26 protein-coding genes are annotated in these 24,520 nt (G+C 55.1%); 9 read left to right on the forward strand and 17 right to left on the reverse strand.

Annotation, left to right across the window (positions count from 1 at the left end):
• Positions 1-205: 205 nt before the first annotated feature.
• Positions 206-817 (reverse strand): 50S ribosomal protein L25/general stress protein Ctc, encoded by a 612-nt coding sequence (locus AC0JZ1_RS06435; RefSeq protein WP_471881588.1) that lies wholly within the window; start codon positions 815-817, stop codon positions 206-208.
• 274 nt (positions 818-1,091) lie between these two features.
• Between AC0JZ1_RS06435 and AC0JZ1_RS06440 the strand changes: the two genes are divergently transcribed.
• Positions 1,092-3,179, forward strand: a complete 2,088-nt coding sequence (locus tag AC0JZ1_RS06440) for a putative bifunctional diguanylate cyclase/phosphodiesterase (RefSeq protein WP_471881589.1) — start codon at positions 1,092-1,094, stop codon at positions 3,177-3,179.
• Positions 3,180-3,266: 87 nt separating this feature from the next.
• Here AC0JZ1_RS06440 and AC0JZ1_RS06445 read toward each other — a convergent pair whose 3' ends face one another.
• The 6 genes from AC0JZ1_RS06445 to lgt all read right to left on the reverse strand — a co-directional run bounded on the left by AC0JZ1_RS06445 (position 3,267) and on the right by lgt (position 9,260).
• Positions 3,267-4,199, reverse strand: a complete 933-nt coding sequence (locus AC0JZ1_RS06445; protein WP_471881590.1) for a ribose-phosphate pyrophosphokinase — start codon at positions 4,197-4,199, stop codon at positions 3,267-3,269.
• Positions 4,200-4,332: 133 nt separating this feature from the next.
• Positions 4,333-5,070: a hypothetical protein gene (locus AC0JZ1_RS06450; RefSeq protein WP_471881591.1), complete on the reverse strand. Its 738-nt coding sequence runs from the start codon at positions 5,068-5,070 to the stop codon at positions 4,333-4,335.
• A gap of 76 nt (positions 5,071-5,146) precedes the next feature.
• Positions 5,147-6,298: a M24 family metallopeptidase gene (locus AC0JZ1_RS06455; RefSeq protein ID WP_471881592.1), complete on the reverse strand. Its 1,152-nt coding sequence runs from the start codon at positions 6,296-6,298 to the stop codon at positions 5,147-5,149.
• 1 nt (position 6,299) lies between these two features.
• Entirely contained in the window at positions 6,300-7,091 is a 792-nt protein-coding gene (pgeF, locus tag AC0JZ1_RS06460; protein WP_471881593.1) for a peptidoglycan editing factor PgeF, read from the reverse strand.
• Positions 7,092-7,297: 206 nt separating this feature from the next.
• Positions 7,298-8,398 carry a class I SAM-dependent methyltransferase gene (locus AC0JZ1_RS06465; RefSeq protein WP_471881594.1) on the reverse strand — a complete coding sequence of 367 codons (1,101 nt, stop codon included), beginning with the start codon at positions 8,396-8,398 and terminating at the stop codon, positions 7,298-7,300.
• A 19-nt stretch (positions 8,399-8,417) separates the two neighbouring features.
• Positions 8,418-9,260, reverse strand: a complete 843-nt coding sequence (gene lgt / locus AC0JZ1_RS06470) for a prolipoprotein diacylglyceryl transferase (protein WP_471881595.1) — start codon at positions 9,258-9,260, stop codon at positions 8,418-8,420.
• Between the two features lie 222 nt (positions 9,261-9,482).
• Between lgt and AC0JZ1_RS06475 the strand changes: the two genes are divergently transcribed.
• The 4 genes from AC0JZ1_RS06475 to AC0JZ1_RS06490 all read left to right on the forward strand — a co-directional run bounded on the left by AC0JZ1_RS06475 (position 9,483) and on the right by AC0JZ1_RS06490 (position 11,829).
• Positions 9,483-9,743 carry an accessory factor UbiK family protein gene (locus AC0JZ1_RS06475; RefSeq protein WP_471881596.1) on the forward strand — a complete coding sequence of 87 codons (261 nt, stop codon included), beginning with the start codon at positions 9,483-9,485 and terminating at the stop codon, positions 9,741-9,743.
• A gap of 422 nt (positions 9,744-10,165) precedes the next feature.
• The gene (locus tag AC0JZ1_RS06480) at positions 10,166-10,666 is read left to right on the forward strand and encodes a type III secretion system chaperone family protein (RefSeq protein ID WP_471881597.1); all 501 of its coding nucleotides are present in this window, start codon (positions 10,166-10,168) and stop codon (positions 10,664-10,666) included.
• Positions 10,666-11,484, forward strand: coding sequence for a pyrroline-5-carboxylate reductase (gene proC / locus AC0JZ1_RS06485; protein WP_471881598.1), 819 nt, complete (start codon positions 10,666-10,668; stop codon positions 11,482-11,484). Before AC0JZ1_RS06480 ends, proC begins: the two co-directional genes overlap by 1 nt.
• 6 nt (positions 11,485-11,490) lie before the next feature.
• Positions 11,491-11,829: a tRNA-binding protein gene (locus AC0JZ1_RS06490; RefSeq protein WP_471881599.1), complete on the forward strand. Its 339-nt coding sequence runs from the start codon at positions 11,491-11,493 to the stop codon at positions 11,827-11,829.
• A 125-nt stretch (positions 11,830-11,954) separates the two neighbouring features.
• On the opposite strand, the gene AC0JZ1_RS06495 is transcribed toward AC0JZ1_RS06490, so the two are convergent.
• From AC0JZ1_RS06495 to AC0JZ1_RS06505, 3 genes are all read right to left on the reverse strand, one after another.
• Positions 11,955-13,256, reverse strand: a complete 1,302-nt coding sequence (locus AC0JZ1_RS06495; RefSeq protein ID WP_471883375.1) for an ATP-binding protein — start codon at positions 13,254-13,256, stop codon at positions 11,955-11,957.
• 157 nt (positions 13,257-13,413) lie between these two features.
• A complete protein-coding gene (locus tag AC0JZ1_RS06500; protein WP_471881600.1) occupies positions 13,414-14,118 on the reverse strand; it encodes a response regulator in 705 nt (234 codons plus the stop codon).
• A gap of 1 nt (position 14,119) precedes the next feature.
• Entirely contained in the window at positions 14,120-14,653 is a 534-nt protein-coding gene (locus AC0JZ1_RS06505; protein ID WP_471881601.1) for a MarR family winged helix-turn-helix transcriptional regulator, read from the reverse strand.
• Positions 14,654-14,924: 271 nt separating this feature from the next.
• Between AC0JZ1_RS06505 and AC0JZ1_RS06510 the strand changes: the two genes are divergently transcribed.
• Together AC0JZ1_RS06510 and AC0JZ1_RS06515 are read left to right on the forward strand one after the other, a co-directional pair.
• A complete protein-coding gene (locus tag AC0JZ1_RS06510) occupies positions 14,925-15,116 on the forward strand; it encodes a hypothetical protein (protein WP_471881602.1) in 192 nt (63 codons plus the stop codon).
• A gap of 70 nt (positions 15,117-15,186) precedes the next feature.
• Positions 15,187-15,834 carry an MBL fold metallo-hydrolase gene (locus tag AC0JZ1_RS06515; protein WP_471881603.1) on the forward strand — a complete coding sequence of 216 codons (648 nt, stop codon included), beginning with the start codon at positions 15,187-15,189 and terminating at the stop codon, positions 15,832-15,834.
• 205 nt (positions 15,835-16,039) lie between these two features.
• Here AC0JZ1_RS06515 and AC0JZ1_RS06520 read toward each other — a convergent pair whose 3' ends face one another.
• From AC0JZ1_RS06520 to AC0JZ1_RS06530, 3 genes are all read right to left on the reverse strand, one after another.
• Positions 16,040-16,255 (reverse strand): cold-shock protein, encoded by a 216-nt coding sequence (locus tag AC0JZ1_RS06520; RefSeq protein WP_046633016.1) that lies wholly within the window; start codon positions 16,253-16,255, stop codon positions 16,040-16,042.
• Between the two features lie 417 nt (positions 16,256-16,672).
• Positions 16,673-17,572, reverse strand: coding sequence for a DMT family transporter (locus tag AC0JZ1_RS06525; RefSeq protein ID WP_471881604.1), 900 nt, complete (start codon positions 17,570-17,572; stop codon positions 16,673-16,675).
• A gap of 153 nt (positions 17,573-17,725) precedes the next feature.
• Positions 17,726-18,052: a hypothetical protein gene (locus AC0JZ1_RS06530; RefSeq protein ID WP_471881605.1), complete on the reverse strand. Its 327-nt coding sequence runs from the start codon at positions 18,050-18,052 to the stop codon at positions 17,726-17,728.
• 309 nt (positions 18,053-18,361) lie between these two features.
• On the opposite strand from AC0JZ1_RS06530, the gene AC0JZ1_RS06535 reads away from it, so the two are divergent.
• The gene (locus AC0JZ1_RS06535) at positions 18,362-19,564 is read left to right on the forward strand and encodes a pyridoxal phosphate-dependent aminotransferase (protein ID WP_471881606.1); all 1,203 of its coding nucleotides are present in this window, start codon (positions 18,362-18,364) and stop codon (positions 19,562-19,564) included.
• 60 nt (positions 19,565-19,624) lie between these two features.
• Here AC0JZ1_RS06535 and AC0JZ1_RS06540 read toward each other — a convergent pair whose 3' ends face one another.
• Together AC0JZ1_RS06540 and AC0JZ1_RS06545 are read right to left on the reverse strand one after the other, a co-directional pair.
• A complete protein-coding gene (locus AC0JZ1_RS06540) occupies positions 19,625-20,851 on the reverse strand; it encodes a PQQ-dependent sugar dehydrogenase (RefSeq protein WP_471881607.1) in 1,227 nt (408 codons plus the stop codon).
• A gap of 212 nt (positions 20,852-21,063) precedes the next feature.
• A complete protein-coding gene (locus AC0JZ1_RS06545) occupies positions 21,064-22,203 on the reverse strand; it encodes a calcium:cation antiporter (RefSeq protein ID WP_471881608.1) in 1,140 nt (379 codons plus the stop codon).
• 161 nt (positions 22,204-22,364) lie between these two features.
• Between AC0JZ1_RS06545 and AC0JZ1_RS06550 the strand changes: the two genes are divergently transcribed.
• On the forward strand, positions 22,365-22,613 hold the full coding sequence (locus AC0JZ1_RS06550; protein WP_471881609.1) for a DUF2188 domain-containing protein: 249 nt from the start codon (positions 22,365-22,367) through the stop codon (positions 22,611-22,613).
• Between the two features lie 111 nt (positions 22,614-22,724).
• Here the strand turns inward: AC0JZ1_RS06550 and AC0JZ1_RS06555 are convergent, their stop codons facing one another.
• Complete coding sequence (locus tag AC0JZ1_RS06555; protein ID WP_471881610.1) at positions 22,725-23,846, reverse strand: alkene reductase; 1,122 nt, start codon at positions 23,844-23,846, stop codon at positions 22,725-22,727.
• A 35-nt stretch (positions 23,847-23,881) separates the two neighbouring features.
• Positions 23,882-24,178: an ArsR/SmtB family transcription factor gene (locus AC0JZ1_RS06560; RefSeq protein ID WP_471881611.1), complete on the reverse strand. Its 297-nt coding sequence runs from the start codon at positions 24,176-24,178 to the stop codon at positions 23,882-23,884.
• Between the last annotated feature and the right edge of the window lie 342 nt (positions 24,179-24,520).

A 24,520-nucleotide genomic window follows, 5' to 3' on the forward strand; every position in this document is an offset into this window, starting at 1 on the left:
CGCTCTTGCCGCAAAGTCACATGGATTAATTAATCCCGTCCTAATCGGGTTCAGACCAATTGAATTGTCCTTGGTTTAAAAACCCGCTCTGCCTCAAAATGAGGTAGAGGCCACCGTCATTTTTAAATAGCGATTAAATAAAGGTAAAAAGAAACCCGCCCTGGAAACCAGAGCGGGCCGTAATCGAGTCGCTAAAGGCAGAAGCTTATTCAGAAGCTTCTGATGCAGCTTCTTCAGTTTCCTCAACGCCAGCAGCCGGTGCTACGATGGAAGCGATGGTGAAGTCGCGATCGGTGATCGTCGGCTCAACACCCTTCGGCAGCTTGACGTTGGAGATGTGGATGGAATCGCCAACCTGGAGACCGCTCAGGTCTACAGTCAGGAATTCCGGAATGTCGTTTGCCGGGCAAGCCAGTTCAACGTGGTGACGAACAACGTTCAGAACGCCGCCGGTCTTGATGGCAGACTTTTCTTCGTTGACGAAGTGAACCGGAACTTCAACCGTGACGCGGCTGTCTGCGGAAACGCGCAGGAAGTCGACATGCATGGTGAAATCGCGAACCGGGTCGCGCTGGTAATCCTTCGGCAGAACCGAAATCTTCTGACCGTTGAGGTCGATCGTCAGCACGGTGGTCATGAAGCCGCCAGCGTGAATACGCTTGGTCACTTCGTTCGTGGACAAAGCGATAGAAATCGGGGCCTGCTTGTCACCGTAGATGACGGCAGGAATCAAACCGTTGCGGCGAAGTTCACGGGAGGACCCCTTACCAGCCCGTTCGCGCGCCTCGGCCTTGAGCTCGTAAGATGCGTGGCTCATGGCATTTCCTTTCGAGGTTGTTGGAGAATCCGTTTTGGCTTTAAGCCTCAAAACGAATTTGAAGGGCATCATCCGATACGCTTCATCCGCGTTGCCTCCAAGGGTGTCTACGCGGACGTGGGCGCTATAGCGCATCGGCAAGAGCAAGGCAAGAAGGCGGCAGCCTATCCATTTCAAGATACGGCGAATTAGCATCCTGTTTACCGCTTAAGCCAAGCAAATCTACACTTTGCTTGTTTAAGCTGATTGGTCTGTTCCGAAGGTGCCTGGCTCGATGCTGACTATTTACCAATGTCTCGTTCAAGATCACGATCTGCGTTACGTCTTTATTGCCGCAGCCGTGTGTCTCATGGGATGCTATCTTACTATGCGGCTGTTTGCCCGTTCATTATCCGCATCGGGACGAAGTGAGAAGCTTGTCTGGAACTGCCTGGCTGGGTTGGTTGGTGGCGGCGTCATATGGACAACACACTTTCTCTCCATGCTCGGTTATGCTCCCGGATATGCATCGGGATATGCCATTGACCTCACGATAATTTCCCTTGGTATCGCAATAGCAAGCTGCGTCTTCGGATTTGCGGTGGCAAGCTTCAGCAACAAAACGCTGCTGGCGGAGGGAGGCGGGCTTATTGTGGGTCTTGGCATTGGTGGCATGCACTATACCGGCATGTCAGCTTTCAATGTGCCTGGTACGCTAGAGTGGAACAGCACGTTTGTTTGGGTTTCTCTATTGCTTGGCGTGGTGTTTGCCATTGTTGCAACCAATCGCGTGATCCGCCCCCTCACGCGCTATTGCCGGCACGGCGGAACTGTAGCCTTCATTCTTGCAATCGTGAGCACTCACTTCACCGGCATGTCGGCGGTCAGTATTACGCTGGATCCCTCAGCGGCATTGTCCTCAATCGCGGCTCCATCCTCGGTGCTGGGCATTAGCGTGCTGGGTGTCATGCTTGTTCTCTTGGCTCTCGCAGCTTGCACTTACGTGCTTGATGCCCATACGACCCAAGCGGCGATTGAAAGGTATCGCCATCTTTCTCTTCATGATCCTTTGACCGGGCTGCCAAACCGGGCTGCCTTCCAGGAGGAGCAGCGCGAACTTGTGAAGAGCAGCTTTTTGAACAGCGGCAAGGTGGCAGTGCTCTCCTTCGATCTTAACCGCTTCAAAGAGATTAACGATGTTCATGGTCATGCGGCAGGTGATGCTGTTTTGCAGGCCATCGGCGGCCGAATTTCATCGATAGTCGGAGCAGGTGAATTTCTGGCCCGCATAGGCGGGGACGAATTCATCGCTTTCAGCCGCAGTTATTTTGGAAGGAATGATGGGCTTTCTCTGGCGCATCGCATTCTGGCAGAAATTGCAAGGCCTATTGAATGGAGCGGCAATCGCTTCCTAGTTTCCTCAAGTGTCGGAATTGCAACTTGGGATAAGCAGAATGGCGAGGCTTTGGAAAACGTGATCGCTCAGGCTGATGTGGCCATGTATCGAGCCAAAGCGACGGGGCCGAACGCAGTGTGTTTTTATGAGGCTTCAATGGATGAGGCTTCGCGACAACGCAACGCACTTGCAATTGATCTGCGGCGCGCACTAAGCGACGACGAACTTGAGATCTATTACCAAGTGCAGCACGATACACAGAGCGGGGAACTGATTGGATTTGAGGCGCTATTGCGCTGGAACCATCCGCTCCAGGGGCGCATTTCGCCTGCGGAGTTTATCCCCATTGCTGAACGCTCCGGCCTGATCATCGAGATTGGTGAATGGGTTCTGAACCATGCGTGTCGCGAAGCTTCGCAGTGGAAGAACCCCTATTCGGTTGCCGTTAACGTCGCTGCTCAGCAGCTGTCAGACGTTAGCTTCCCCTCAAAGGTGAAAGCAATTCTCCAGAGAACCGGACTTGCGCCTCAGAGATTGGAACTGGAAATCACAGAGTCCGGGCTTATCAAAGAGCAGGAGCGCGCTTTGGTCACCATTCGCCAGTTGAAGGAACTCGGCGTGAAAATTGCCATGGACGATTACGGGACCGGCTACTCCTCACTTTCTACCTTGATGAGTTTCCCCTTCGACAAGATCAAGATCGATCGTTCGTTCATAGACAAGGTTCATGCGGACAAGCTATCGGCGGCGATTGTTCGTTCCACCTTGATCCTGGCCCACAGTCTGAACATCCCCGTTCTAGCCGAGGGGGTGGAGACCGAAGAGCATGTAGCGTTTTTGCGCAGCGAAGGCTGCGAGCAGTTGCAAGGTTACTATTTCGGACGTCCGGTGCCACTCGCCGAAATTGATGGTTTTGTGAACGGTATGAGCAGCACGACGGGTTCGGAGGTTTCTGCTTCCAGCAACAGTCTGCGTGATGTCGCCTGATTATTTTCATTGACTGTTGAATCAAAAACCCGCCCTGCTGAAAAATCAGGGCGGGTTTTCTTATTGTTCAATAGCAGCTTTGGAACATCAATCGAATAGGCTGGAAACGGATTCTTCCAGTGCCGTGCGGTTGATTGCTTCGCCAAGCAGGCTGGCTGTCGTCACGACACGAATGTTCGGTGCAGACTGCACTGCCGTTGTTGGCTGGATCGAATCCGTAATCACCAGTTCCCGCAGTTTGGATGCGCTGACACGAGCGACCGCGCCACCGGAGAGAACACCATGGGTGATGTAAGCCGTGACGCTGGTTGCTCCATTCTTTAGCAGGGCTTCCGCCGCATTGCAGAGCGTGCCACCGGAATCCACGATATCGTCGATCAGCAAACAGTCCTTGCCGGTCACATCGCCGATGACGTTCATGACTTCTGATTCACCGGCACGTTCGCGACGCTTGTCCACGATAGCCAGTTGGCAATCGAGCCGCTTTGCCAGCGACCTGGCGCGCACGACGCCACCGACATCCGGAGAAACGACCATGACGTTTTTCAGATCGTAGTGATCTTTGACGTCACGGGCCAGGATTGGCACGGCATAGAGATTATCGGTCGGGATATCGAAGAAGCCCTGGATCTGCCCGGCATGAAGATCAAGGGTCAGAACGCGGTCTGCCCCGGCCTCGGTAATCAGGTTTGCCACGAGCTTTGCCGAAATCGGCGTGCGGGGCCCGGCCTTGCGGTCCTGTCGTGCATAGCCGAAGTAGGGGATGACTGCTGTGATGCGCCGCGCGGAAGAGCGCCGGAATGCATCGATCATGATGAGCAGTTCCATCAGATGATCGTTCGCCGGGAACGAGGTGGATTGAACCACGAATACGTCTTCGCCGCGAACATTTTCCTGGATCTCTACAAAGATTTCCTGGTCCGCGAACCGTCTGACGCTGGCTCTTCCGAGGGGTACATTAAGGTAGGAACAGATCGCGTCGGCCAGATGCCGGTTCGAATTGCCTGCGAAAACCTTCATTTGGGTCCGCCTATTTTGACGCTGGATGCGGGCCTTTTACCGACGCTACTCTCGAATGCAATAGAGTTCCGCCCGATCTGCCTGTTTTTTCTGATAGCTCCATTCGAGGTGGTAAATTTACCTCAACCTTGGGTCAATCATTATTCTGGTTTCGCCACTCAAGATAGCTGTTAATGGTGTTTTGCCCAATGGTTTGCATTAATTCTGCCGGAACCGATGCCCAAGCGTCGCCACCACGAGATGGTGTGGATAACTGCCCCTGAATGCGGTTCAAACGGCTGCCAGCAGGATCGAGCACATCCCAGACATAGACGACCGTGACATTTGAACCGCTTTGAAAGGCAGAGAGATAGCCCTTCAAGATGTGAGCCGCGGTCGTATCCGTGGACGACCTGATGGTCAGCCCTCCGGCGCGGGCCGAATCTCCCAATTGGCGCGAGAGGGGCGTGACGGCTTCAACCGGTGCCCCAATGATGGGGAGAAAACGGATTGTGTCACTGTCCGAAATGGTAGCGGTCTCTGCCGGTTGTGGCGAGGGAGTTGCGGCTGGAGCAGAAGATTGGCCGGGCGGAGGAGGAAGGGGTTCACTCTCAATCGGGGCGTCAGCGCCAGACAAAGCCCTGCTTTGCGCTTCCATTCGATTTTGTGGGCCGGTTCTGTCGGGCTGCGGCGGTGGTGGATAGTAGCCGCGCTGGCTTTCGTTACCAGTATCGCTGCTGGCCAACCGTTGCGCCTCTGCCTGGCTGACCGGGGTGGAAGGGTAAAGCCCGCCGCCAACATCGACTTTCGGCGTCAAAGCATCTGATGTGTTGCAAGCAGAAAGAAGCAGGGCCGCAAGAGGTCCCCATAATTGCAAATGGCGTTCGCCCATTCCTGTCCCCCGCCCATTTTCACTGGAAAGACTAGGGGTCAGGCCTTGCCTGTGTCAACGCGAAACAAATACGCTCTTACCTGATGAGGAGGTCGAGGCTGTGTCGAGACAGGTTGCGGGGTGCATCTTCCGTTGTCAGGTAAGTCTGCCCAAGGGTCATGGCGGCACCAGTATCGCTGTCCATGATGATCATGTGAACGAAGAGCGACATATCCGGCAGGATTTCTTGTTCATTACCCGCATGGAACATCTGATGCTCCATCCATGAGGGTGAGAAGCGAGCACCGAGAGAGTAACCGCAGGCATTCAGGCGGTGACGGGTAAGGCCACGCTCATCTATAATGCGGGCATGGGTATCAAACACTGTACCGAAACTGTTGCCAGGTCGCAGAACCTCTTCAATGGCCAGGAGTGTCTCGCGGCAGGCATTATAAAGCTCCTGATGGCGGCTGGACACCTCGCCGACTATAATGGTGCGCATCATGGCGGCATGATAGTGGGCTGAGACACCTGCCCATTCCAGTGTCAGTTGATCCTGGGCATCCAGTCTGCGGCGGCCAGCCTTGTAACGGCAGAGCAGGGCGTCCGCTCCAGAGCCGATGATGAATTCGTTTGCGGGATAATCGCCGCCACCGGCGAAAACAGCGGCTTGCATACCGGCGAGAATATCCGCCTCATCTGCGCCTGCCTTCGTCAGAGACAAGGCTGCATCCAGTGCGTCATCGGCAAGCTCTGCAGCACGCATGACATGCACAATTTCGGCGGGGCTTTTGCGAAGACGCAACCGGCTGACGATATGGGATGCATCGCTGAGGGAGCCAAAGGACGAAAGTTGATTGTCCAGGAGCTTGGCTATCCGCCCTGTCATGCCGTGCGTATCGTATTCGACGCCAATCTTCGCGCCGAGAAGATCCATATCGCTGAGGAGGTTCTTCAAATCCAGCGTCGGGTCCGCATTCACCCGGTCCACCCAGACATGGATATCTTCCACGATGGATGTATGCCTTGCTTGGCGAAGATCTGCCGAGCGCGTCAGCAGGGAGATGGCACCATCTGCTTTCACGATCATGCACTGAAAGAAGCAGTAACCAAAGGTGTCGTAGCCTGTCAGCCAATACATGCTTTCCTGCGCGAAAAGCAGCAGTGCATCCAGTTTTTCCGCTTTCATCGCTTCCGTCAGGCGCAAAAGGCGATCGGCATATTCGCTTCGTTCAAAATGAAGGGCCATGTCAGGTCTCCATGATTGCGATGGCTGAAATCTGTCGTCCGTAATCCGGTTCGCCCGCATGGGTGGTGCGACGATAGGAGAAAAACCTGGCGCGATCGGGATAGGTATCGATGCTGAGGTTTTCGGCGCGGATACCGGCATCGAGAAGTCGCTTTGTCGTCAGTGATGGCAGATCAAACATGAAATGATCAGCCTTTAGCGAGGGTGTGAAATAGCGCTGATAGTCTTGCGCTTCGCTCAGGAAACGATCTCGATAATCAGGCCCAACTTCGTAGCTTGCCGGCCCAATCGAAGGGCCAAGGGCCGCAACAATATTCTCAAGCTTTGCACCAAGAGAAATCATTGCGCCAATGGTGTTCTCGGCCACGCCGAACAGGGCACCCTTCCAGCCTGCATGGGCAGCGCCGACAACGCCTGCCTGTGGATCGGCAAAGAGGATGGGCCCGCAATCAGCGGCCAAGACGCCGAGGATCAATCCCGGTGTGGCGGTGACCATGGCATCCGCCTGCGGGCGTTCACCATTATACGTGTCATCCATTACAACCACTGTTGGAGAATGGATCTGGTGAACGGTTGCGAGCTTCTCAAGCGGCTGGTTAAACCATTGGGCTACTCTGCGTCGGTTTTCTGCAACGCAAGTCTTGTCGTCATTTGAGCCAAGGCCGACATTCAGGCCAGCATAGATGCCTTGCGACACGCCGCCCTGACGCGTGAAGAAACCATGCTTGATATGCGTGCCGCCAACAGACGACAGCAGGGGGCTCTCAATAGGCGTCGGCAAATCTTGCTGCATGACTATCCGCAATTTGATGAGGGAAAAGTGCCCTAAACCGTTTCAGCGTTTTATCGCCATTCCGAACGCGAAACCGGTTTCTACTTTCGCTGGAATTGCTCTAGTCCGCCAGGCGCGATGAATGATAGCCCGTGTGATCGGGTCATCGGTGCTTCGTTTTTCGCGAATGTGGACCGGCAAATAGCAGCCTGTCAACCGTTTGACGATCAGACCGGCGGACGAAAGGGAGTGAGTGTCACCTTTGGAGACGAGACGGCCATGACCTTGAAAAGCTCGCCCATCTTGCCTTCGCCAGCGCCCGCAAGGCGATCTGCCGCCAGCGCGATGGCACGCTGCTCAGGTTCAGCCTTTCCATTGGCAAGCGCCTCAGCGCGTTGCGAAAGCCCGAGACCGTAAAGGAAATCGCCCTGATGCAGGCATCCATTGATTTGGACGCCCGAGGCACGCGCCACACGAGCAAGATCCTCAAAATCGACGTGGCTGGTGAGGTCCGCTTCACCAGGATGGGCGAGTGGCGGATCATATTCATGGTGCAACACGGCCTGCAGCGTATCACCAAAGCCCGTGACCATATGGCCGTAATCGATGATCAGTGCTGTGCCGCCAGACTGGCGAAGACGCTCGCACAGTGCCTGCATAACAGCTTGCCGCGCAGGCGCGATCTCATAAACCGTTCCGTCCGGTTCGCCGCCGCTGTTTTGCGGCAAGAGAGCGGGATCAATGGTTGCGACGCCGATGCCAAAAGCCAACTCGTCTTCCGCATCCAGTCCCACAAGGCGTTCGCGGAAGCCCTTTGGTGTTTTTACAAACTGGCGAATGGGAATGGCATCGAATAATTCGTTGGCGGCAATCAGTGTGAAGCCATTCGGCACTTCATCAAAGCCGCGATGCCAGCTTACCTTGGACGAGAAGGCTTCGAGCGTCACTCTTTGAACACCGCGCAGCCGGTCGCTGGTTTCCACCAAATGAACACTGAGCGCTTCAAAAAGATCGGGCGCTAAACGGCGGATCACGCGGATCATATCCAGCATCATCGTGCCGCGACCGGGGCCGATCTCAACAAGATTGACCGGCACGGGACTACCGTGTTGCTGCCAGGCATGGACAAGGAATACGCCGACCATTTCACCGAACAACTGGCTAATTTCAGGCGCGGTTATGAAATCGCCGGATTGGCCGAAAGGCTCGCGCGTTCGGTAATAGCCATGCTCAGGATCTGCGAGGCACAGGGCGAAATAGTCCGTTACGCTTAACGGACCGCTCATTCGAATGAGGTTTTTGATTTTCTCCGCAAGTGGCGTGGTCATGGCTTCACCCGTCCTCGCGTCAGATTGCTTCGGTGGCTGTGCGGGCTCTGATGATCGCCCAAACGCCAATCAGGAACATCGGAATGGATAAAACCATGCCCATGGTGAGCCAGCCAAACGCCAGATAGCCGAGCTGGGCATCGGGTTCGCGGAAGAATTCCACAAAGATGCGCGAAAGCGCATAGCCGCACACGAAGACGCCGGAGACGATGCCTGGCTGCCGCAGTGCCTTGACATGATGAGTCATGATGCGCAGCACGAGAAACAAAACGAGGCCTTCCAGCGCCGCTTCATAAAGCTGGCTTGGATGACGGGCAAAGGGGCCGCCAGTGGGGAACACCATGGCCCAGGGCGCATCGGTGACCCGGCCCCAAAGTTCACCATTCACGAAATTGGCGATACGTCCGAAAAACAGGCCAAATGGCGCAACGGCTGCCACAGTATCGAACAGGCTCCATACGGGAATGCTATTGCGGCGCGCAAAGATGATCATGGCAAGCGTGGTGCCGATCAACCCGCCATGGAAGGACATGCCGCCATTCCAGATCTGGATGGCGCGGATCGGGTTTTCGATAATGGCGCCGAGATCATAAAACAGGATGTAGCCTATGCGTCCACCAAGCACGATGCCAGCAGCAACCCAGACGAGAAAATCATCGAGTTTCTCGGTCGACATGGGGGATTGCGCATTCGGCCACAATTCGGCGCGGGCAACCATGCGCTTGGCATAGAACCAGCCCAGCATGATACCGGCGACATAGGCAATACCATACCAGTGAACGGCAAAGGGGCCGATGGAAAAGGCAATCGGATCAATGGCCGGATAGGGCAGGATGGCGAGGAGACCAGGTGCTGAATACAAAGTTGAATATACCTCGGCCGGACGTCTCAATTATGGCCCGGAAGATGACTTTCCGTTCTTGCAGGGTCAAGGTGAATCTCGTCAAACGTAAGGTCATCCTCAAGGAAATGCAGGAATTTCTCATGCACCGGGGCAAAAATCTTGCAAGCTGAGCGCTCAGGGCCTACCTCAGGTGCAGGAAGTTGACGCAGCCCCTTTCGGGCAAGCTGGAGTTTGGAAACAATGACCACTGGCACGAACCGCATACTGGACGAATTCGCACGCCTCATGACCGACGCAGCGGGTGCAGCGCAGAACGTGCGTAAAGAGGCAGAAACCGCCATTCACGCGCAGATGGAGCGGTTCATCAATACGCTTGATGTGGTGAAGCGCGAGGAATTTGAAGCCGTGCGCGAAATGGCCATCAAGGCTCGCGATGAGAACGATGCCCTGAAGGCGCGTATCGATGCGCTGGAAGCAAAACTGGCATCACAACAGGGCTGATAGCTCGCGACACACCTCGAATCCCGAAACGGCGCACCCAATGAACCGGGGATGCGCCGTTTTTGTTATTGACGCCCTGCTGAACCATTAACGCCGCTTAACTAATTTCAGCCTGTGGACACTTGCCAAAAACACAAGCGGCAGAGTCAGTTAATCGTCTTCGCTGAACCCGCGCGGGAGATTGAAATCTGAGTCGTCCCCGCAAAAATAAGGCGAGGGGCTGGTGCTGTGAATCTGTCTCTATACACTGATTTTAAATGATGATTCGAAACGGCGCTCGCAAGGTCCAGACAGGGCACACAGCCTACCTTCGACGCGCTGCGGGGATCATCGAGAGAATGTGTTTCCGGTTCATTGTTTGCGTCGGTTGGTGCGTAGCCCTTGCACAGATCTCGCTTTCATTCCGGTTAAGAAGGTGCCGCATGAGCCTAGTAGAATTGCAGACGGAACGTCATTCAAACCCGGTCGATATGATCGAGTTCGTTGCCGCCTCGAATGACTGGACGTTCGAGCGGTCTGGCGAGGATGAAATCGCCATGACGGTGGAAGGTCACTGGACCGATTACCACGTCTCTTTTTCCTGGATGGAAGAGTTCGAAGCTCTGCATCTGGCCTGCGCCTTCGACCTCAAGGTTCCTGAAGTGCGGGCGAATGAAGTGATAAGGCTTCTTTCGCAGATCAATGGCCAGGTTCTGATGGGGCACTTCGACCTGTGGCGTCAGGAAGATGTGGTGATTTTCCGCCAGTCCCTGCTGCTTTCAGGCGGCGCGGAGCCCACCAACCAGCAGGTGGAAGTGCTGCTATCCAACTCACTGGAAACCTGTGAGACCTATTATCAGGCCTTCCAGTTCGTTGTGTGGTCTGGCCTTGACGCGAAATCGGCTATGGAAGCCGTCTTGTTCGAAACTGTTGGAGAGTGCTGATGCAGCCTGGTGCCGATCGTCCCGTCGTTCTGGTTGGCGCGGGCAATATGGGCGGTGCCATGCTGTTCGGCTGGCTAAAGAGCGGCTTTGAGGCAAGCGCCATTCTGGTCGTTGACCCACAGCCCTCCGAGGCCACTCAAGCCAAGCTTGCGCAATTTGGTGTACGCCACGCGCCGGAGGCGCCTGAGGGCTTGAAGGCTGCCATTCTCTTTCTGGCAGTGAAGCCGCAGGTGATGGACAAGGTGCTTGCGCCGCTAAAGTCCTTGATCGATGAGAACACAGTGGTGGTGTCTGTCGCTGCCGGCAAGACGCTCCGTTTTATGGAAAGCGTGCTGGGGGAAGCGGGCATGGTTCGCGCTATGCCGAATACGCCTGCCACGGTGGGCCGGGGTGTAACCGGGGCTTTCGCCAATGCACGCGTTTCAGAGGCTCAGCGCCAAATCGTGACCAACCTGTTGAAGGTGAGCGGCCCCGTTGAATGGGTGGCGACTGAAGCGGATATTGATGCCGTCACAGCCGTTTCCGGCAGTGGTCCGGCTTATGTGTTTTATCTGGTAGAATGCATGGCTGAAGCTGGACGCAAGCTTGGCTTGCCCGCTGATCTTGCCATGCGGCTGGCGCGGGAAACCGTTGCCGGTGCAGGCGAACTTCTGCATCAATCCAGCGAAGAAGCGGCAAGGCTTCGTCAAAACGTGACTTCACCCGGCGGCACAACCGCAGCTGCGCTTTCGGTTTTGATGGCGGACGATGCGATGCAGCCGCTGTTCGACAGGGCCATTGCCGCAGCGCGGGACCGCGCCGAGGAGTTGGGACGCTAAAAATTTATGGCTGAGATTGTTTGGGACGATTTTGAGAAGGTAGATATCCGCGTCGGTACCATTGTCGAGGTGGAAGATTTTCCGGAAGCGCGAAAGCCTGCCTACAAGCTGCGCATCGACTTTGGGCCTGAGATCGGCGTGAAGCGATCATCGGCGCAGATCACCGTTCATTATACACCGCAAACGCTTCTCGGCAGGCAGGTTTTGGCCGTAGTCAACTTCCCGCCGCGCCAAATCGGTCCAGTCCGCTCTGAGGTTTTGACGCTGGGCTTTGCCGATGAGAACGGCGCGATCGTTCTTGCAGGCGTCGAACGCGGCGTGCCCAATGGCCAGAAAATGATGTAACGTTGTAAGTAGGGCGTCTGCATGTTTGACGGAAATGCGCAGCCGCTCTAACGCTTCGTTTTACCCATTTCTGGACAGAAAACTGGGTTTCACTGTCCTGAAAATGCCTTGACAGTTTGTCCCAATCAGGCTGGCACGCGCACCACCGCTCGCAATCCGCCCATAGGACTATCCGTCAGGGTCACGTTGCCGCCATGGGCACGGGCGATATCCCGCGCGATGGCAAGGCCAAGTCCAGTGCCGGACGCGTTGAGATTTCTAGCCTCATCCAGACGATAAAACGGCTTGAACACGTCCTCTCTGGATTTCTCTGGAATGCCAGGGCCATCATCATCGAACGTCAGTGTCAGCCAGCGGGCACTATGGCGCGCGTCGATACTGAGTTTGTTGGCATATCGCTGGCTGTTGGAGGCCAGATTGCCGACAAGCCGGATGAAGGCGTTGGGCCTTACGGAAAGCAGGTCTTCCCCTTCAATCTTGTAGGCCATCTGCTTGCCATGCAGATCGAAATCAACCTTGATCTTTTCGAGAAGTTCGCTGAGGCGCAGTTCACCAAAATCCTCCTCCGCCTCTCCGCGTGCGAAGGCGAGATAGCCCTCCAGCATGCTCTGCATGTCTTCAACGTCTTCGCTCATGCCCTGAAGGTCAGGGTTGTTGCCCGCCAGTGCCAGTTGCAGCTTGAAACGAGTGAGGATGGTGCGAAGATCGTGACTAATGCCCGCCAGCATCGCCGTGCGTTGCTCGATTTGGCGCTCAATGCGCTCACGCATCTGGATAAAGGCGATACCGGCGCGGCGTATTTCGTCAGCACCCCGCGGAGTAAAGCCCGCATCATTGCCGCGTTGACCCTTGCCAAAGCTTTCGGCCGCATCGGCAAGAGCCAGAATAGGACGGATCTGACCACGCAGGAAGAGAACCGAGATACCGATCAACAGCAGTGACGTGCCGAACATCCACACAAGGAAGATATGCGTGTTGGACGCATAGGTCTGGTTTCGCAGCGCAAACACCCGCAGCACCTTTTTGTCGAGGAGAATGCGGATTTCCACCAGTCGACTGTCACCAACCGTGTCGATCCAGTAGGGCAGGCGGATCTGCTTGTTGATCTGGTCCGCCAGAATATCGTCCAGAATAGAGAAGAATGGCTTGGACCGGGGCGGCGGCAGCTGTGCATCGGGCAGGACCGAAATGTTCAGCGAAAGCTGATCGCGGGCGATGCGCGTAATCTCGGAATAATCGCCATTTGCCGGGGGATAGGTACGAATGATCTCGATGATGGCAGCGATATCCCGGGTCACTCCTTCGGAGAGACGCTCAGTCACATTGCGCCAGTGCCGTTCCATGAAGACAGCCGAAACAACTGTTTGCAGCAAAAGCATGGGAATGATGACAATGAGAACGGAGCGGGTGTAAAGCCCTGTCGGCATACGACGCTTTAGCCACCGCGCCACAATGGCCCAGCCAGGTGGTCTCGCCTTGTGGACCTGCCGGGGAAAGCGGCGCTGTAGGCGCGTTGCGGCGACGACAGTTTTCCCCGCGATGTCTTTAAAGCCAGTCAGATGGCGTTTGAGTGGTGTTTGCAGCTTAATCAATGCTCAACCGATAGCCGATGCCGCGTACAGTCTGGAGATAGATGGGGTTGGCCGGATCGTCCTCGATCTTCCGTCGGAGACGATTGATCTGGACGTCGATAGTGCGCTCACCCACTTCGGCGTCATCGCCAATCAGTTCGTGCCGTGGAATGGTGTCACCTGCACGAAGTGCGAAGAGAAGCATGATTTCCTGTTCGCGGTCGGTCAGGCGTATGGTTTCTGCAGCCTTGCGCAGTTCCTTGCGGGCAATGGAGAAAGTGAAGGGGCCGAACATGACCTGATCGATCTTCGGCGTATCGGCATTCGTGTTTCGTCGCAAAATATTATTGATGCGAAGCACCAGTTCGCGGGGATCGAAGGGCTTGGGAAGATAATCTTCCGCCCCTGCCTCCAACCCCTCAATACGGGATTCGGCTTCAGCGCGTGCAGTCAGCAGAATGATGGGGATCGAGCGCTTTTCCCGCAGGGACTGAGTGAGTGAAATACCGGTTTCGCCAGGCATCATCACATCCAGGATAATCAGGTCGAAATCCAGACCTTCGAGTTTCCGCCGCGCCTCGGCGGCATCGCCAGCCACGGTGACACGGAAACCTTGTTCCATCAGATAGCGATTGAGCAGCGCACGAATGCGTGCGTCATCATCCACCACAAGCAGGTGGGCTGCATCATCGGAAAGGGACACAATACTATTACCCATTTCAATCGACCTCGGTTTCGATCGCTTCCAAACCTGCTTCTCGTCCACGCATTGCCTTCAGGAAGGAAATGACCCCCTCTTTTTGCGCCGGGGTCAGATCATCCATTGCCTTGGATATACGGCAGGACTGCGGCTGCGAGAGTGCCAGCGCCAGTTCCCGCCCTGCGAGTGTGGGATAAAGCCTGCGCTGGCGACGATCTTTCGCGCCAGCCATTTGCCGAATATATCCGCTATCGATCAACTGCTTGAGAACGCGGGCCAGACTTTGCTTCGTAATTTGCAGCGTTTCCAAAAGGTCGGTCACCATCATTCCTGGCTGACGGCATACAAAGTAGACGACACGGTGATGCGCACGGCCCATGCCGATCTTGGACAGGATTGCATCGGGATCGGAAACGAAATCCCGGTATGCGAAAAAGAAGAGTTCGATTGTGGCAAAATCGATCTCCGCCTCATCCACCGCAGGCATGGGGGGCTGAACCTTCGGGGCGGCTTTGCCAGACGAGACCGGTGGCACCTGTCGTAATCCTCTCATGCATTCATCTGCGAGGCGCGCCTTAACCATTGGCGCGGTGCAAAGCAGGTGCTTTGCTCATCTTCTGATAAAGCGCGAAGCTCATGAACAATCAACTGCATTGTGTGCCGAAAGCAACATCCATCCCCATGCAAGGTGCAGACTGTATCGGAACGGTGCAACCTGCACGATCCGTGTGTGAGAATTGCAACATGTTCCTTCCAGGTGAATGCGGATGAGGAACTTTCCGAGGGCAGGGCTCGTTACTGGGCAGACTAAAAGGAGAGCGACCATGACCATGATGACCAGTGATTTTGCCGAAGACCTGCCGGGCCGTGAGCGTTCAGTGGCCTCTGCAAATCCATTGCGTCCGGTTATGATTACTGTTTTTGCAGCAAAGCTTGCCGTGGCCGCCGTTTTGGTGAGCTGTGCCGCTTTCGCGCCGACTGTGTCGGCAGAAACGAGCTATTTCCTCAGCCGCTGATCTTTTTGATGCGCATCGGCTGCATGCCCGTTATACCCGGTTTCGGCTTTCTCGATCTAAGGGTATTTTTATGGGGCAGTTGCAGGCAGGGATTATTCCCGTCACTCCATTTCAGCAAAATTGCACAATCCTGTTCGACACAGACACCAAAGATGCGGTCGTGGTAGACCCAGGCGGCGATGTCGCGCGCATCGTTGAGGTGATCGAGCAACAAGGGCTTTCCGTTCGGGAAATCTGGATCACCCATGGGCATATCGATCACGCCGGCGGTGCAGACGAGTTGCGCGAAAAACTTGGCGTGCCAGTGGTTGGTCCCCACAAAGATGATGCCTTTCTTCTCGACGCGCTGGAAAGCCGGGGCGCTGCCTTTGGCTACGAGGTTCCCGCGAGACGTCTCGTGCCCGACCGTTGGCTGGAAGAGGGCGATGTGGTAACGCTTGGCGACCACAGGTTCGAAATCTTCCATTGCCCAGGCCATGCGCCCGGCCATGTTATTTTCGTCAATCGCGCCATGAACTTTGCCATTCTGGGCGATGTTCTGTTCAATGGTTCAATTGGTCGCACGGACCTGCCCGGCGGCAACCATGAACAGTTGCTCGCCTCCATCCGCGATAAGGTTCTGCCGTTGGGAGATGAGGTGGGCTTTTTGTGCGGCCATGGTCCGGGAAGCCGTATTGGCGATGAGCGGCGCACAAACCCTTTCCTGCAGGGCATCTGATTTAGCTGATAGGGCGGGCGACTAAGCGTGCCGCGATCTTTCAGATTGGCTCATCACGCTTTAAGTCTTTGTTTTCTCGCATGTCGTTTTCGCAAAACCGCGGCACACTTTTGCGCGACAGGATCAAGTTGTTGCCTGAGGCCTGAGCACAAAAAAACCCGGCAGTGATGCCGGGCTTCAACTAGAAGATAAAACCGAAGCGGTTTTAGCCAGAGATCTGCAGGTTTACAGCCTTCGGGCCCTTGCCGCGACGATCCGGTTCCGTGTCGAAGCTGACTTTCTGGTTTTCAGACAGACCGGACAGGCCGGAAGCCTGTACAGCGGAGATGTGGACGAAGATATCGGCGCCGCCGTTATCTGGCTTGATAAAACCAAAGCCCTTGTCCGTATTGAAGAATTTTACAGTGCCAGTCTCGGCCATGCATCAGGTCCTTTTTCCTCTGTCCGTGTTCAGCGGCGGACAGCATATGATAGTGCCCACAAGGGGCTTGGCGGCAGGCATTTCGAAGTTAGAGGAAAGGGGCCCGTATTTACCGCGTTCGATGAGGAATAGTTGTTGAACAACCTGTCCCACATTCTCCCGCCCGGAAGTTTTGGCGCTCCCGAAACGCTTCATTATAGCTCTTCCCATGCTCGTAATTGCCCGAACGGCGACAGATTGCTGTGTTTGTCGTCGGTTGGCAAGAAAAACTTTTCTTCAACCTATTAGTCACAGTTGAACTACAGTGTTTCCACCCGGAAATGCGGGCTTTTCCACCTCAACCTGTGAGAGAATTAAATTTATCTTTACCATCTTCGCGAATAGAGATGTGCCAAAACGGAGCAACCTCTCAGAGAATCAGCTGGTTTGGGCGGTGGGCCGCCGCCGTTTCAACACCTCTGGCACAATCTCCATGACAAGCATCGCTATGAATATCAGCGCGCAACCAAGATAACCTATTGCCGGCAGTGTCTCGCCGAGGAATATCGCGCCAAAGAACGAGCCGAACAGGGCTTCCGAGGACAGGAAGATCGCAGCTTGCGGTGCTGTTGTGTAACGCTGGCCGATGACTTGCAGAACGAAAGCGAGGCCAGAGGAAACAAGGCCGACGTAGAGGATTTCAAACAGCGAATTCTCAATGGCTGTGAAGGAGATTGGCTCTAATGCCGTGCCCATCGCCATGGCGAGCACGGCGCATGTGGCAAACTGTGTTGCGGAAAGAGCAAGCGGCCGGTTCGAGCGACTGACAAAGTGTCCCGCAAGCACAATCTGCATTGCCCAGAAAACGGCGCATAGAATGCTCCATGCATCGCCCTTGGAAATCTGTGTGATGCTACCCCCGCTCAACAGGAAGATGCCGAGGAGAGCAAGAAGCGCGACAGGCCAAATGAGCCAGTGCGGAAGCTTGCGAAACAGCACAACGGAAATGACGGGCACGAAAATCACATAAAGACCCGTCAGGAAACTTGAATTGGTGACCGTCGTTGTTTCAAGACCAATCTGCTGGGTGATCGCGCCCCCGAACAGGGCAAGTCCCACAAGAATAAAAGATCCGAAATCGGATTTGGCCGCTGGCTTCCCGATCCGTTTATGTTCCATCAAGGCAAAGGGAAAAACTGCAAGAGCAGCAATGGCAAAGCGGATGCCGACGAACCAGAATGGCCCAATCGTATCCATCGCCGTTGCTTGCGCGACAAAGCCGCCGCCCCAGATGGCGGCAGCAAGAAGAAGAACGAGATTGGCTTGTACGCGGGTCATGGCGGGCCTGATTGATTAGACCCAGCCACATCATCATTGCAGTCGGACCGGAATACCGGTTGATGCATCGAACTTAACAAATGCCGGGATTTGAGATTGCTAGGCTTTAGCAGTGCCTCAAATCCCTTTCAAGTGCCATTGTTGTACAAACGTTCAACAAGTGCTGCTTTTTGCCGGTTTTGACGATTTGCCTTGTGCCGGCATGCGGAAGCTGACGCGCCAGAAGCCTGCAGCAACGACGGAGGAGAGGGCGATGAAGCCACCGTAAATCAGGCGCGTGTGGCTATCAGCAGGTTCCGCCAGAAGGAGCTGCGGGGTCACCACTTGTGAAATGCCGGGAAGTTCAGAGGCGCTGGCATTGCCCACAACTGCAAATGTGGTGAGAAGCACAGCAAAGAATACCGTCCCGGCTACAAGCAGGCTGCTGCCTGCACGCCGGTTCCGGATTTCGACGGTGTTTTGCTCGTCATCCAGAAACATCTTCACAACTCCTTCCAAGCCCTTTCGATGCCTGTAAAAAAGCGTTTGAAAGCGACGCCAAGGAGACCGGAATAAGGCAGTCGACGGCATTTATTGTGGCAAAATCAAGACATTGGTTAACGGGCCGGAAACCATGATCGTGGGGCGCGCTCAGCTCAGGACAAACCGGGCCCGAATGTATTTCAGTTCATTCTGATTTGTTGGCGTTTCTGCCGTTTGTGCTTGAAACAGCCAGCCAGTTTCTTCATAGAAAGTCTTGGCAAAACCGATCTGGCTTGCCGTTCTCAACAGCCTTAGGATCTACTCATTATGGCCTTCCTTGCCGATGCACTTTCCCGCGTGAAGCCGTCCGCCACTATCGCCGTCTCGCAAAAGGCACGCGAACTCAAAGCTAAAGGCCGCGATGTGATTGGTCTTGGTGCTGGTGAGCCTGATTTCGATACGCCGGATAATGTCAAGCAAGCTGCCATCGACGCGATCAATCGCGGCGAAACCAAGTATACCCCTGTTGCTGGTATTCCGCAGTTGCGTGAAGCGATTGCCGCGAAGTTCAAGCGCGAGAATGGATTGGATTACACCGCCGCCCAAACGATTGTCGGGACGGGTGGAAAGCAGATCCTGTTCAACGCATTCATGGCTACGCTAAACCCAGGCGATGAAGTCGTCATCCCAGCGCCGTATTGGGTTTCCTACCCGGAAATGGTATCGCTGTGCGGTGGTACGCCGGTATTTGTTTCCGCTACGCAGGAAGCGAACTTCAAGCTTCAGGCTGCTGATCTGGAAAAGGCGATTACTCCGAAGACCAAGTGGTTCATCTTCAATTCTCCTTCCAACCCATCTGGCGCTGCTTATACCCATGATGAATTGAAGGCGTTGACCGATGTTCTGCTCAAGCATCCTCATGTCTGGGTGTTGACGGACGACATGTATGAGCACCTGACATTCGGTGACTTCAAGTTCGTGACGCCTGTTCAAGTGGAGCCAAAGCTCTATGACCGTACCTTGACGATGAATGGCGTTTCCAAGGCCTATGCCATGACTGGCTGGCGTATTGGTTACGCGGCAGGCCCGCTGGAGCTGATCAAGGCCATGGACATGATCCAGGGCCAGCAGACGTCGGGCGCTTCCTCCATTGCGCAGTGGGCAGCTGTCGAAGCCTTGAACGGCCCGCAGGATTTTGTGGCCAAGAACAAGAAGATTTTTGAAGGTCGTCGTGATCTGGTCGTATCCATGCTGAACCAGGCCAAGGGCATTTCTTGCCCCAACCCGGAAGGCGCTTTCTACGTCTATCCCTCCTGCGCCGGTCTGATTGGCAAGACGGCTCCATCCGGCAAGGTCATTGAGACGGATGAGGATTTCGTGACTGAACTTCTGGAAACGGAAGGCGTGGCCGTCGTTCATGGCTCGGCATTCGGTCTTGGCCCGAACTTCCGTATTTCCTACGCCACGTCGGAAGAGCAGCTTGAAGAAGCTTGCCGCCGCATTCAGCGCTTCTGCAACAACTGCAAGTAAGCCGGATTTACATCAGACTAAGGGCTCGTCAGCGATGGCGAGCCCTTTTTCTTGCAAAGCTCAGGCCTTTGTCAGCTTTATAATGCTGGATTGGCCGCCGCCGCGTTGTTCCGTCACCGCATAAATCGCTCCATCCAGTCCAACTTTGACGTCGCGGATGCGTGCTTCCAGTGGCACCCGCTCTTCGTATTTCACTTTGTCACCATCCATGTGAAGTACGACAACACCTTGGCTCACAAGGCCACCAATCAAGAAGGTACCTTTCCATTCGGGAATGGCATCTGCGTTGTAAAAGGCCATGCCGGAAGGGGCGATGACGGGGTCCCAATAGTAAAGCGGTTGCTCTGTCTCAGCCATCTGAGTCAAACCTTTGCCGACAGGGTCGCCGCTGTATTCCACGCCGTAGGTGACTTCCGGCCAGCCGTAATTTTTGCCAGCAACAGGGCGGTTCAGCTCATCGCCGCCCTTCGGGCCGTGTTCTACAGTCCAGAGCCTGCCCTGATCATCTACCGTTGCGGATTGCAAGTTGCGATGGCCGAGAGACCAGATTTCCGGTAGGGCATCTTTCTGGTCCACGAAGGGGTTGCCCTCAAATGGCTTTCCATCGCGGGTAATGCGGAAGATTTTGCCAAGCCCGCTGGAAAGCTGCTGTGCTTGCACACGCGGTTCCGTATCGGAGCGCTCACCCACTGTTACGTAAAGCTCGTCATTGGGGCCGAATACGAGACGAGAGCCGAAGTGCTTGTTTCCATCATAGCTTGGCATCTGGCGGAAAATGACGTTGACGTTCTCAAGCTTGCCGCCCCCATTGCCATCGGGCACCAGCTTGGCAGAGGCAACCGAAGTGCCATTTCCATCCTCCCGCTCTTCAGAAAATGAGAAGAAGATCATGCCGGATTGCGCGTAGTCGGGAGCGAGCGCCACATCCAGCAGGCCGCCTTGCCCAGCAGCCAGCACCTTCGGCACGCCTTCCAATGCCGGGCCGGGCTTCCCGTCAGCTGAGATGATGTGCATCTTACCAGCCTTGGCGGTCACCAGCATTCGTCCATCAGGCAAAAACTCCATGGCCCAAAGGTGAGGCAGACCTTCGGCGACGACCTGCTTTGTCACGCTGAGGGGTTGGGACGGTTGCGGGGCTCGGGTCTGGCCTGCAAATGCGGGCGTCTGGTTCGCAGCGTTGGCAGCTTTCGTTTCTGCTGGCTGGCCTTGTGCAAAGGCAACGAGGGGCAGGGCGGCTGCGCCGAGGCTCAAAAACGTGCCAGCGATCAATCGTCTCACATGCTTCATCAGGATCTCCCAAACAGTGGCTCGCAGCAAGCGTGCGGTAACCTCGTTGACCATCGCTCCCACGACGGCATGATCCTGATCTAGGGTCGCTTTGTGCAGACCGCCTCACACGCTTCGTTCAAGTTTGCTTTATCACGTAACTTTATCTTCAAAACTTGATTCAAGCACTTGCCAAGCCGATTCCATATTCCCTGCTAGCCCTTTGAATTCGTTTATAATCCCAGAAACGTCAGCATAATGAAGGTGGCGAACAGCACGAAATGCGTCATGCCCTCAATGGCATTGGTTTCACCATCATTGAGGTTTATGGCCGCTGCGATCAGCGTGATCGTTACCATCACGGTCTGCACAGGCGTCATAGCCATGACGAATGGCTGTCCGGTGTAGAGTGCAATGCTCTCCATGACCGGAACCGTGAGTATGACGGTGGACAGGGATGCGCCCATGGCAATGTTGACCGTTGCCTGCATGCGATCGCGAAGCGCGGCGCGCAGGGCTGTGAGGATTTCCGGTGCGGCGGAAATAGCAGCCACGATAACGGCCATGAGGGCAGGAGGAGCGCCGCTGCCTTCCAATCCGAGGCTGAGGAATGCGGACATGAATTCGGCCAGTACGCCGATCAGCACCACTCCGACCAGAATGATGCTAATTGCGAAGGCCGCAGATTGTTCAGGTTCTTCCTCTGTGTTCGCTGTGCTTGCTGTTCCGGCGGTTGCAGCAGCATTGGGTCCACTGCCTCCTGAAGCCACCGGTTTGGTGCGTGGATAGCTGTAGCTGAAAAAATAGCTGTGCGGCCCCACCTGCATGCGCAGGAATAGGGCATACAGCGCAATCATCGCAAAGATGGTGAAAGCGGAATAATAGTGCCAGCGGTCCATGGGAATAAACTCAGGCACGATCATGGAAATACCCATGGCGGTCAAAATCATGACGCCATAGGTTTTGCCGGAATTATCGTTATATTCCTGCTCTCCGTGGCGCAGGCCACCAAGAAGCGCTGCAAGGCCTAGAATGCCGTTGATATCCAGCATGACCGCCGAATAGATCGTATCGCGCACCAAAGTCGGCGATTCTGAATTGTTCATCAGGATTGCCAGGATAAGCACTTCGACGGCAACTGCGGACAGTGTCAGAATCATTGTGCCATATGGATCGCCAACCTTATGCGCCAGAATTTCTGCCGCGTGTGCCACACGGGTAGATGCCAGAACAATGATCGCAATGAATGCGATGGCGGCTATAATGGCCGCGAACTTGCCCATTTCCAAAATAGAATGTTCGAAGAAGAAGCCGCCAAGTGCAACAATAGCGGCGAGCACAAGAAACTTTTCCTGCTTCAAAAGTGATGGCATTCTAAACTTAGCCCCCGTTGATCGGGAGCTATTTATCGCGCTGTGCTTACGCATCAAGCGCTGGTGCCCACAGTCTTCGCAAGAAGAGGGGAACCGACAGCCGTCTTAACAATTTCCATGACTGAGCCACATAATTCAACAGGACGCACAGGAGGAAATCTATGACCAAGGTTGTTTATCAGGTTGTTGAGCATGACGGTGGATGGGCGTACCGCCTCGGGGATGTCTATTCCGAAACTTTTGCCTCTCATTCCGATGCCCTCCAGGCAGCGCGCATCGTGGCTGCGGAACAGCAGGTGGGCGGTGATCCGGAAGAAATCAGCTGGCAGGATGAAAAGGGCGTTTGGCACGTCGAATATAGCGATGGCGGTGACAGGCCTGAGGCCGAAGTGGAAGATACCGCACGCTAGAGAATTCCAGTGAACTTGCTCGGTGGTTTTCCTTCCGGATATCCGTAGAAATAAATCCGCTGAAAAGCCTGAAGGCCCGCTTTGATGGCGGGCCTTCGCAGATTTAGCCGCTTATTCGGCTGCCGCAAGCGTTGGGTAGTCGGTGTAACCTTCAGCGCCGCCGCCATACAGCGTGCTTTGGTTCACCTCATTCCAGGCCGCGCCATCCTTGATGCGACGGACCAGATCAGGATTGGCGATGAAGGGTTTTCCGAAGGAGACGAGGTCCGCATGGCCTGTTTCCACCGCTTTGGCCGCGCTTTCTGCTGTATAGCCATTGTTCACCATCCAGGCACCCTTGCCCCCGGCATCCATATAGGCAGCCTTGAAGCTGGCGTAATCGAAATGCGCGCCTTCATATTGGTGGTCACGCGGGCCGCCGGTTGCACCTTCAATCACATGGATGAAGGACAGGTTCCGCTTCGCCAGTTCTGCAACGACATAGTTGAAGACGGCCTGTGGATCGGAGTCGCTCACGTCATTGGCAGGCGTGGTTGGCGAAAGGCGGATACCGGTTTTGCCAGCACCAATTTCCTTTGCCACCGCATCCACCACTTCCAACGTCAGACGGGCGCGGTTTTCGATGGAGCCGCCATAGGCGTCTGTGCGCTTGTTGGCCCCGTCCTTCATAAACTGGTCCAGCAGATAGCCATTAGCCGCGTGGATTTCCACGCCATCGAAGCCAGCATCTACTGCATTGCGTGCGGCTTTGCGGAAGTCATCGACAATACCCGGAAGCTCTGCGAGTTCGAGTGCACGGGGCGTGGAAGTTTCGGCAAACCCGCCGGTGCCATCATCGTTGAGAATATATGTCTTGGACTTGGCCACCAAAGCCGATGGGGCAACAGGGGCGCCGCCATTCGGCTGCAGGGATACGTGGGAAATACGACCGACATGCCAAAGCTGTGCGACGATCTTGCCACCGCGTTGGTGCACGGCATCTGTCACCTTTTTCCAGCCAGCCAGCGCCTCTGGTGTGTAGAGGCCGGGAACATCTGCGTAACCTTGGCCTTGATGTGTGATGGCAGTGCCTTCGGATACGATCAGGCCAGCTGTTGCACGCTGTTCGTAGTAGACAACGTTAAGATCATTCGGCACGGCCTTAGGCGAGCGGTTGCGCGTCAAGGGAGCCATGACAATGCGGTTGCTCAGGGAAAGGTCGCCGAAAGTGGCGCTATCAAAAAGAGTAGGCATTTAAAACCTCATGTTTGGGGGAGGGGGGGAGGAACTCACAGTGAGTTCTTGAGGTGATCGATGAAGCGGCCAATCGCCTCTTCATCACGATGGTAAAAGGTCCACTGACCAACCTTGCGGGTTTGAACCAGACCCGCCTTTTCAAGCGTAGCAAGATGGGCGGATACGGTGGATTGGGAGAGGCCGCAGCGCTTCTCAAACTGGTTGGCGCAAATGCCCATTTCCAGCGGATGTGCCTGCGATGAGAAATTTTCCTGCGGTTGGCGCATCCACTCCAGAAACTCGACGCGCATAGGATGGGAGAGCGCTTTCAAGATCTCGTTCCTATCCATGTCGCCTCCTTGCTAACCTTAAATCGCCTATGAACGATATATAGATCGAGAAAATTCGATTTTAAGGAGCAGGTCAAAAAAAAGGACCCGTCGATCCGGGTCCTGAAGATGCGAAGGTTGAGAAACCTCCAGAGGGGAACAGCCAGTGCGCAGAGGAAAATTGAACCAAACACCAGCTATGTCTCAATATGGGAGCCTGTGCCAAAATAGGCAAGGGATCTGGGACAACTCATGGATGAATATTTCTCAACAAGAGAAACAGAAAGTAAAAAAAGAGGGCCGCCGGATTGCTCCAGGGCCCTGTAAAGTGTGAAGGTCAAATAACCTCCAGAGGGGAACAGC

This window comes from Affinirhizobium capsici (genome assembly GCF_977018625.1).

What these genes read in the sequence shown, in the direction of transcription:
- AC0JZ1_RS06465 (WP_471881594.1), bottom strand. Translation starts at nt 8,398, where the DNA reads ATGACCACGCCACTTGCGGAGAAAATCAAAAACCTCATTCGAATGAGC.
- AC0JZ1_RS06455 (WP_471881592.1), bottom strand. Translation starts at nt 6,298, where the DNA reads ATGGCCCTTCATTTTGAACGAAGCGAATATGCCGATCGCCTTTTGCGC.
- AC0JZ1_RS06525 (WP_471881604.1), bottom strand. Translation starts at nt 17,572, where the DNA reads ATGACCCGCGTACAAGCCAATCTCGTTCTTCTTCTTGCTGCCGCCATC.
- AC0JZ1_RS06505 (WP_471881601.1), bottom strand. Translation starts at nt 14,653, where the DNA reads ATGAGAGGATTACGACAGGTGCCACCGGTCTCGTCTGGCAAAGCCGCC.
- AC0JZ1_RS06520 (WP_046633016.1), bottom strand. Translation starts at nt 16,255, where the DNA reads ATGGCCGAGACTGGCACTGTAAAATTCTTCAATACGGACAAGGGCTTT.
- AC0JZ1_RS06490 (WP_471881599.1), top strand. Translation starts at nt 11,491, where the DNA reads ATGGCTGAGATTGTTTGGGACGATTTTGAGAAGGTAGATATCCGCGTC.
- AC0JZ1_RS06435 (WP_471881588.1), bottom strand. Translation starts at nt 817, where the DNA reads ATGAGCCACGCATCTTACGAGCTCAAGGCCGAGGCGCGCGAACGGGCT.
- AC0JZ1_RS06535 (WP_471881606.1), top strand. Translation starts at nt 18,362, where the DNA reads ATGGCCTTCCTTGCCGATGCACTTTCCCGCGTGAAGCCGTCCGCCACT.
- AC0JZ1_RS06540 (WP_471881607.1), bottom strand. Translation starts at nt 20,851, where the DNA reads ATGAAGCATGTGAGACGATTGATCGCTGGCACGTTTTTGAGCCTCGGC.
- AC0JZ1_RS06510 (WP_471881602.1), top strand. Translation starts at nt 14,925, where the DNA reads ATGACCATGATGACCAGTGATTTTGCCGAAGACCTGCCGGGCCGTGAG.
- pgeF (WP_471881593.1), bottom strand. Translation starts at nt 7,091, where the DNA reads ATGCAGCAAGATTTGCCGACGCCTATTGAGAGCCCCCTGCTGTCGTCT.
- AC0JZ1_RS06500 (WP_471881600.1), bottom strand. Translation starts at nt 14,118, where the DNA reads ATGGGTAATAGTATTGTGTCCCTTTCCGATGATGCAGCCCACCTGCTT.
- AC0JZ1_RS06445 (WP_471881590.1), bottom strand. Translation starts at nt 4,199, where the DNA reads ATGAAGGTTTTCGCAGGCAATTCGAACCGGCATCTGGCCGACGCGATC.
- AC0JZ1_RS06480 (WP_471881597.1), top strand. Translation starts at nt 10,166, where the DNA reads ATGAGCCTAGTAGAATTGCAGACGGAACGTCATTCAAACCCGGTCGAT.
- AC0JZ1_RS06550 (WP_471881609.1), top strand. Translation starts at nt 22,365, where the DNA reads ATGACCAAGGTTGTTTATCAGGTTGTTGAGCATGACGGTGGATGGGCG.
- AC0JZ1_RS06515 (WP_471881603.1), top strand. Translation starts at nt 15,187, where the DNA reads ATGGGGCAGTTGCAGGCAGGGATTATTCCCGTCACTCCATTTCAGCAA.
- AC0JZ1_RS06450 (WP_471881591.1), bottom strand. Translation starts at nt 5,070, where the DNA reads ATGGGCGAACGCCATTTGCAATTATGGGGACCTCTTGCGGCCCTGCTT.
- AC0JZ1_RS06560 (WP_471881611.1), bottom strand. Translation starts at nt 24,178, where the DNA reads ATGGATAGGAACGAGATCTTGAAAGCGCTCTCCCATCCTATGCGCGTC.
- AC0JZ1_RS06495 (WP_471883375.1), bottom strand. Translation starts at nt 13,256, where the DNA reads ATGCCGACAGGGCTTTACACCCGCTCCGTTCTCATTGTCATCATTCCC.
- AC0JZ1_RS06545 (WP_471881608.1), bottom strand. Translation starts at nt 22,203, where the DNA reads ATGCCATCACTTTTGAAGCAGGAAAAGTTTCTTGTGCTCGCCGCTATT.
- AC0JZ1_RS06555 (WP_471881610.1), bottom strand. Translation starts at nt 23,846, where the DNA reads ATGCCTACTCTTTTTGATAGCGCCACTTTCGGCGACCTTTCCCTGAGC.
- proC (WP_471881598.1), top strand. Translation starts at nt 10,666, where the DNA reads ATGCAGCCTGGTGCCGATCGTCCCGTCGTTCTGGTTGGCGCGGGCAAT.
- AC0JZ1_RS06475 (WP_471881596.1), top strand. Translation starts at nt 9,483, where the DNA reads ATGACCACTGGCACGAACCGCATACTGGACGAATTCGCACGCCTCATG.
- AC0JZ1_RS06530 (WP_471881605.1), bottom strand. Translation starts at nt 18,052, where the DNA reads ATGTTTCTGGATGACGAGCAAAACACCGTCGAAATCCGGAACCGGCGT.
- AC0JZ1_RS06440 (WP_471881589.1), top strand. Translation starts at nt 1,092, where the DNA reads ATGCTGACTATTTACCAATGTCTCGTTCAAGATCACGATCTGCGTTAC.